Annotated in this window: 7 protein-coding genes; 3 read left to right on the top strand and 4 right to left on the bottom strand. The window is 74.4% G+C overall.

Translation table 11 applies throughout. The features are described from left to right. Positions 1–180: 180 nt before the first annotated feature. Positions 181–1,389: a cytochrome P450 gene (locus ACFW3D_RS28045; RefSeq protein ID WP_500508415.1), complete on the top strand. Its 1,209-nt coding sequence runs from the start codon at positions 181–183 to the stop codon at positions 1,387–1,389. Positions 1,390–1,448: 59 nt separating this feature from the next. Beyond that, positions 1,449–1,871, top strand: a complete 423-nt coding sequence (locus ACFW3D_RS28040; protein WP_500508412.1) for an ester cyclase — start codon at positions 1,449–1,451, stop codon at positions 1,869–1,871. 91 nt (positions 1,872–1,962) lie between these two features. Here the strand turns inward: ACFW3D_RS28040 and ACFW3D_RS28035 are convergent, their stop codons facing one another. From ACFW3D_RS28035 to ACFW3D_RS28020, 4 genes are all read right to left on the bottom strand, one after another. After that, on the bottom strand, positions 1,963–2,526 hold the full coding sequence (locus ACFW3D_RS28035) for a TetR/AcrR family transcriptional regulator (RefSeq protein WP_500508410.1): 564 nt from the start codon (positions 2,524–2,526) through the stop codon (positions 1,963–1,965). Beyond that, entirely contained in the window at positions 2,523–4,004 is a 1,482-nt protein-coding gene (locus ACFW3D_RS28030; RefSeq protein ID WP_500508407.1) for an MFS transporter, read from the bottom strand. Before ACFW3D_RS28030 ends, ACFW3D_RS28035 begins: the two co-directional genes overlap by 4 nt. Positions 4,005–4,077: 73 nt before the next feature. Next, positions 4,078–4,986, bottom strand: coding sequence for a hypothetical protein (locus ACFW3D_RS28025; protein ID WP_500508404.1), 909 nt, complete (start codon positions 4,984–4,986; stop codon positions 4,078–4,080). A 277-nt stretch (positions 4,987–5,263) separates the two neighbouring features. Beyond that, positions 5,264–6,589, bottom strand: coding sequence for an MFS transporter (locus ACFW3D_RS28020; RefSeq protein WP_500508401.1), 1,326 nt, complete (start codon positions 6,587–6,589; stop codon positions 5,264–5,266). Positions 6,590–6,672: 83 nt separating this feature from the next. Between ACFW3D_RS28020 and ACFW3D_RS28015 the strand changes: the two genes are divergently transcribed. After that, complete coding sequence (locus ACFW3D_RS28015) at positions 6,673–7,020, top strand: ArsR/SmtB family transcription factor (RefSeq protein WP_500508398.1); 348 nt, start codon at positions 6,673–6,675, stop codon at positions 7,018–7,020. The last annotated feature ends 1 nt before the right edge of the window (position 7,021 follow it).

Below are 7,021 nucleotides of genomic sequence, written 5' to 3'. Positions count from 1 at the left end.
CCACACCTGCCGCGACGAGTGCCTGTACCACGACCGCGGCGTGCTCGAGGCGATCACCCAGTGCACCTGCGGCCGGCCGCCCTGCCAGGCCTGCCGGATCGGCGGCCCGCTCTCCGGCGACTGATCCCCTCCCGGCGGCCGCCGCACGACGGCGGCGCGAGGCCGAAGGAAGGACTTCCCATGTACAACCCCTCGGAGCGGTTCCGGCTCGACCCGGCCGGCCACCGTCTCCACGAAGACACCGCACGCCTGCTCGCGGCGGGACCGGCCGCGCTGGTCGAACTGCCCGGCGGCGTCACCGCCTGGTCGGTCACCCGCTACGACGTGCTGCGGCGGCTCGCCGCCGACCCGAGGGTGTCCCGCGACGCACAGCAGCACTGGCCCGCCCTCGTCGACGTGCCCGAGGACTGGCCGCTGTCGCCCTTCCTCGCCTCGCCCACGGTGCTCAACGCCTACGGGTCCGACCACCACCGCCTGCGCTCCGCCATGGAGCGCGCGTTCGCCCCCGGGCGGACGGCCGCCCTCGGGGCGAACCTGCGGCACAGGACGACGGGCTACCTGGAGGCGCTCGGCGCTCCCGGCTCCGGGCGTACCGTCGACATCCGCGCCCGGTACGCCCGGGTCGTCGCGAGCGAGACGCTGTGCGACCTGTTCGGTGTGCCGGAGGAGCGCTGGGAACAGGCCGTACGGGCGATGGGCGCGCTGCTGGAGCCGCCCTCCGACCCCGGGGCCGCGGCCGCGGCCGCCACGACGGACGAGGCCATGGGCTTCTGGGCAGCGCTCCTTGCGGAGAAGGCCCGCGCGCCCGGCGACGACATGGCCACGACGCTGGTCCAGGACCCGGACATGTCCGACCAGGAACGGCTCCTGGCCCTCGTCATCACCGTCGCCGGAGGCGTCCCCTCGGCCACGGACCTGATCACCAACGCCGTCATCGGCCTGCTGCGCCACCCGGAGCAGCTGAGGGACGTCCTCGGCGGCGCCGTACCCTGGCCGGCGGTCGTCGAAGAAACCCTGCGCGCCGACTCCCCGGTCCAGCACATGCCGCTGCGGTACGCCGTGGACGACATCGACCTCGGGGAGGGCGTGGTGATCCGGCGCGGTGAGGCGATCGTCATGGGCTTCGGCGCGGGTGGCCGTGACCCGCGAAGGCACCCGGACGACGCGGACGCCTACGACGTCCACCGGCGCGACAAGGACCACGTCGCCTTCGGTCACGGTGTGCACCGCTGCATCGGCGAGCCGCTCGGACGGCTTGAGGCGGTGGCAGCCCTGCCCGCCCTGTTCGAGCGCTTCCCGGGCCTGCGGGCGGCGGTGCCGCTGCAGGATCTGCGGCCCCTGCCGACCTTCGTGTTCAACGGGCGGACGGAACTTCCGGTCCGCCTCTAGGCAGGGCATGTCGTCGAGGTGGCTCCCCGGCCACCGCCGGGGGCCGGAGAGCGGGTCCCGTGTCGGGCAGGAGTTCCGTTGAGATCGTCGAAGCGTTCTGGGCGGAGGTCTGGAACGGCCATGACCCCGACCGGATCGACGACTTCGTCGCCGAGGACATCGTCCTCACCGACCCCGGTGGATCCGTCGAGGGCCGGGAGGGTTTCAAGGCGTGGGTCGCCGCCTTCCTGGACCAGGTCCAGGACCTGCGGATGGAGGTAGTCGAGTCCTTCCAGAACGAGGACGGGAGCCGCGTGGCGTCGCGGTGGATCGTGCATGGGAGGAACAACGGTCTGCTGGGCACCGAGCCCGACGGGCGGCCGGTCTCCTTCTCCGGCACGGCCGTCTGGGCGGTGCGCGAGGACGGCAGGCTGCAGCACAACTGGGTGGAACGCGCCACCTGGGAGCTCCACCGGCAGCTGACGGGCGGCGCGGGACGCTGAGCCGATCACCCGGCGCCCGGGCGCCCCGTCCACCGCGGCGGGACCGGGGCCGGGGCGGCCGGCCCCGGCAGGCGTCCGAGGGGCGCTGCCCTCAGTTGTCCAGAGCCCTCAGGGTCTCCTGGACCAGGGGGAGCAGTTCCTCCAGATCCACCGCCGCGAGCTCGTCGAGCGTTCCCGCACCGCGAGCCAGCAGCACCCCGAGGAAAGCAGCGGTCGCCACTTCGGCCCGCAGTTGCGGACGGTCCAGTCCCTTGCCGGCGAACCGCTCGCGCAGCGGGTCGACCAGGCGCAGGTAGAGCTGGGCGTGGGCGGCGTCCTGCACCGCGGAATCGTCGTGGGCCTGGACGGCCGACCAGAAGACGGGGCCCGCGCTGCGCCGGTTCCTGCGCTCGAAGAGAGAACGGAGACGGTCGGCTCCGAGCAGGTCCGGCGGGGGCGTGTCACCCATCTCGGCGCGCACCACGGCGATGTACAGGGCGCTCTTGTTGCCGAAGTACCGGGCGATCAGCGCGGGGTCCACGCCCGCGCGCTCCCCGATGTCACGAGTGGTGGTGCGGTCGAAGCCCCGTTCGCTGAAGAGTTCGCCCGCCGCCTGGAGCAGCAGTTCGCGGCTGCGCGCGGAGTCCCGCCTGCGCGACGGCGTGCCGTCGGTCACCGCACCACCTCCTGCGCCACGTCCTCGTCCGGCGTCCGGGGCCCGGCGGCCGCTCCCGGTACGGGAGTTGCGACCGCCCGACGCCGGCGTCGCGGCGGCAGGACCGCGGTCACGACGATCATGGCCAACCATACCGCGCAGGCCAGCAGGGCGGCCGTCCGGTAACCGTCGCCGGTGGGCAGTGCGTGGCCGGCGGCGGTGTGGGCCTGCAGGACGGTGGCGCTCAGCACGCTTCCGGTGGAGTAGCCGACGTAGCGCAGCACCTGGTTGAAGCTCATCGCGCTGCCTGTCTCGTGGGCGGGTACGGAGCCCGTGATCAGCCCGGGCAGCAGAGCGAACATCCAGCCGATGCCGAAGCCGGCCGCCGTCATGACGGCGAACAGCTCCCACAGGTGTCCGCGGGCCAGGGCGAAGGCCAGCACGGCGGCCAGGGAGACCGCGCACCCGACCGGCAGCACCAGGGCGGTGCCGGCCCGCCGCCCCAGCGGCGGCACGATCCGGCCGGCGGCAGTGCTGGCGAGGGAGAAGGGCAGGAGCACCAGCCCGGTGACGGCCACGGAGGCGCCGAACCCGTAGCCGGCCCCGCGCGGCGTCTGCGCGAACCGGGTGACCAGGGACACCAGCAGGTACATTCCGACACCGGCCACCAGCGCCGTCACATCGGCGGTCAGCACGGTGCGGTCCCTGATCAGCCGCAGGTCGACCAGCGGCTGTGCGGTCCGCACCTCGTGCACGACCCAGGTCCCGAGCAGCAGCACCGAGACACCGGCCAGGGCGAGCAGCCGCCCCGAGGACCAGCCCCACGGTTCGGCCTCGCCCAGCGCGAGCAGCAGGCCGGCCAGGGCGCCGCCGAGCAGCAGTGCGCCGGGAACGTCCAGCCGCGGCGCGGCTCGGCTCGGGGCCGGCGGCAGGACCAGGGCGGCGGCCGCGAGCGCGGCGGCGCTGACCGCCGCTCCGAACCAGTAGCCCGCGTACAGCCCGAAGGACTGCGCGATCAGCCCCGTGATCGGGTAGCCCAGTCCGACCCCGGCGACGGTGGTGATCGACAGCATGGCCACCGCAGGACGTGCCCGCTCCGGCGGCAGGGCGTCGCGGGCGGTGGCGATGGCCAGCGGGACGAGGCCCAGTCCGAGGCCCTGCAACGCCCGTCCGGTCACCAGGCAGCCGATGCCCAGCGGCAACGCCGCCAGGACGCAGCCGGTCAGCACCGCCACCAGGGCGCCGAGGATCACCGCACGGCGGCGTGGCCCGTCGCCCAGCCGGCCCATCACCGGCGTGACCACCGCGCCGACGAGCAGTGTGACGGTCAGCGACCACTGGGCGTCGCCGAGGGACACGTGCTCCTCGGCGGCGATGGTCGGTACCAGGGGGGCGCCGAGGCTGCTGACGACGGCGACCAGCATGCCGAGCGATATCAGCACCGGGACCAGCGCGCGCTGCCGTCCGGACCGCGGCTCGCCCGTCGGGGGGTTCTCCACGACTCTCCTTGATGTCATCAAGCGATGTCATCAAGTGTAGTCATCAGGCGATGACAACCTGGCCCCCGACCCCCTAGGTGAGCCGGCGCGGGCCGCGGCGGGCGGGAGTCCGCGGCGAGGGGTCCCAGCGCAGGCGGACGCCGGTGAGACGGGCGATGGCCCGCAGGTGCGGGCCGGTGTTGCCGACGAACCAGATCCGCCGGTCCGCGTGCGGCCACGCGTAGGCCGGGACACCGTCGTCCAGCAGCGTGGTCAGCCTCGGCTGTTCCAGCGAGCCGGCGGAGAACGCGTACAGCTCGGGCAGCCGCGGGGCGATCATCCCGTAGTCCAGCACGCGGGCGAGGGCGTGCTCGTCGAGGACGGTCTCCTCGACGGGCGTGGTCACCGGGTACCCGGGCGGGAAGGACCGGCCGAGGTCGAGGTACATCCGGACGGCGCGGTGCCGAGGGTCCGCCATGAGCGGGCCGAACACGGCCAGCGGACCGAGCGCGAGCCGGGGGCGCGCGAGCATCGCGTGCGTGAACAGGACGCGCAGCAGAGCCACGTTCATCATGAACCGCTCCACCTGCAGCTCGGCAGCGGCCAGTTCCTCGTGCTGCAGGTAGCCGGCGACGATGCTGGCGTTGTGGGCGCGGTACCAGCGGCCGGGTCCGGGCGCGCGGATGAAGTCCAGCCAGAACTCGACGCTGCGGGCGCCCGGGGTGCCCGCGGCTCCCGTGGACAGCAGATGGGCCTCGGCCTTGTCGCGCAGCAGCCGTTCGTTGACGGCCCGCCACCACGGGCTGCCCGGCGGGTCGGCGGTCTCCGGTGCCAGGACCCCGCGGGCGAGCGACCAGCGCATGAAGCTGAGTTCGGCGTGGCCGTAGCGATGACGTGGCCCGCCGGCGAGCCGGTAGAACTCCCGTGCCAGCGCGTAGCGTTCCGCGGGGTCGTCGCGTACGCGGGCGACCCGCTCCCCGGCGAGTGACGCCGCGTCAGCCACGGCCGCCCGTCCGGGTCGGGACCGAACGACGACCACGCCCGTGCGCAGGGGCCGTTCGGGCCGGGCGACCTCGGCGGCCGGGGCCCGGCGAAGTGTCCTCCGCGGTGGAGGGGGTCGTCGTGGGAGCACCCATGCCCGCCATCCCGTACGGCTGCGTTCCCGGCACGCGGACGCCTGATCGGATGCGGCAGGCCGGGCTGTCTCCACGATACCCGCGGCGGGTGCGTCCGGCCCGGGCCCGGGCGGGCGGAAGGCACCCGCCCCACCCGGAGCGGCGTCAGCCGCCGGACCCGGACCCGCGGCCCGGTGCGGAAGCCGCGGCCGGCACGACGTGCCGACCGCTGTCGGCCGCGGGCTCAGCCGTGGACGCGTCCCCGGCGGCGGCGGGCGCGGCCGGCAGCGCGACGGCGGGCCTGCGGACGACGGCTCCCGAGACGGCCGCCAGCAGCGCGAGCAGCACCACCACGGCGCCGTACACCGTCGCCGTGTCGTGCAGGCCGAAGGAGGGCACGGCCAGCCCGGCGAGCACGGCCGGAACGCTCAGGGCCAGGTAGCTCACGACGTAGACCGAGGCGAACATCTCCGCCCGCTCCGTGGGCCGGGCCAGTGCCGCCAGGGAGCGGAAGGCACCCAGGAAGGCGGCACCGAAGCCGAAGCCCGCGAGCGCGGTCCCGACGAAGAACAGCGCCGTCGAGGGCCCGGCGAGCGCGAGCAGCGTGAGGGCGGTCCCCACGGCGAGCACCGCGGAGCCGCCGGTCATCATCCGCCGCGGCGTCACGTCGCGGACGACCAGCGAGGCGACGGCCGCCACACCGAAGAGGGTGGTCACGACCAGGACGCCGACCAGGTGACTGCCGAGGTGCAGCACTCCGGCGGTCAGGGAGGGGCCGAGGGCGAGGTAGAGCCCGCCCATCGCCCAGGTGGCGACCAGGCAGGGCGTCGCCGCCAGGAAGGTCCGGCGGGCCTGCGCCGGCACGGCCGCCCGGGGCCGCAGCGAGGCCCAGGCTCCCGGGCGCGGTGAGACGGGATCGGGCAGGAACAGCACCAGCGCCGCCAGCACCACGAACACGGCGGTCAGCACGGCGAAGACCAGGCGCGTGGGGGCCGGCGCGTACTCCACCAGCAGGCCCGCGCCCAGCGCCCCGGCGGCCAGCCCGGTGGCCGGGGCCGCGGTGTTCAGCAGGGAGCCGAGGGGCGAGGTGGGCGAGGGCTGCAGGTCGATCAGCCCCGCGCTGATGGCCCCGGCCGCCGCGCCCGTCGCCACGCCCTGCAGGATGCGGGCCAGGAACAGCGCTCCGACGCCGTCCGCGGCGAGGAAGACGACCATGGCCGCGGCCTCCACGACCAGGGCCGCGAGGAGCACCGGCCGCCTGCCGACGTGGTCGGACAGCCCTCCCACGGTGAGCAGCGCCACCAGCAGCGCGAGCACGTAGACCGCGAAGACCGTGGTCAGCACGATCGACGAGAAGCCCCATTGGTGCTGGTAGACCACGTAGAGCGGGGAGGGCGCGCTGGAGGCGGCCAGGAAGGCGAGCAGGGTGGCGGCGAGCAACCAGAAGCCGACCGGACGCGGCATCCGCCTCGCGGGGCGCTGGGTGTGCATATCGGCACTCCGAACGGTTCCAAAAATATCGAACCGTTCGAGGGTAAACACACACCCGCCGATTGTTCAACTATTATCGAACCATGACTGGAGCCCCCCGGGAGCTGCCGCACCCCGACACCGCGGACCTGCTGCTGACCGACGTGCTCTTCGCCCTGAGCGACCCCTCGCGGCTGGAGCTCGTGCGCCGGCTGGCCGACCGCCCCCTGGAGGGTGCGGCCTGCCAGCCGGTCAACGGGGAGATCCCCAAGTCCACGCTCTCCCACCACCTCAAGACGCTCCGCGAGGCCGGGGTCATCCGCAACGATCCGCACGGCCGGCAGCGCCTGGTCAGCCTGCGCCGCGAGGACCTGGAGAGCCGGTTCCCCGGGTTGATCACCGCCGTCCTCGACGAGCCGGACGCCGTGCCGCCCCGGCCGGTCGGCCTCTGAC

Source organism: Streptomyces sp. NPDC058864, assembly GCF_042742985.1.
Lineage (GTDB): Bacteria > Actinomycetota > Actinomycetes > Streptomycetales > Streptomycetaceae > Actinacidiphila.
Note: the sequence above shows the minus strand (reverse complement) of the source record. Positions and strands in the feature narration are given on the sequence as shown.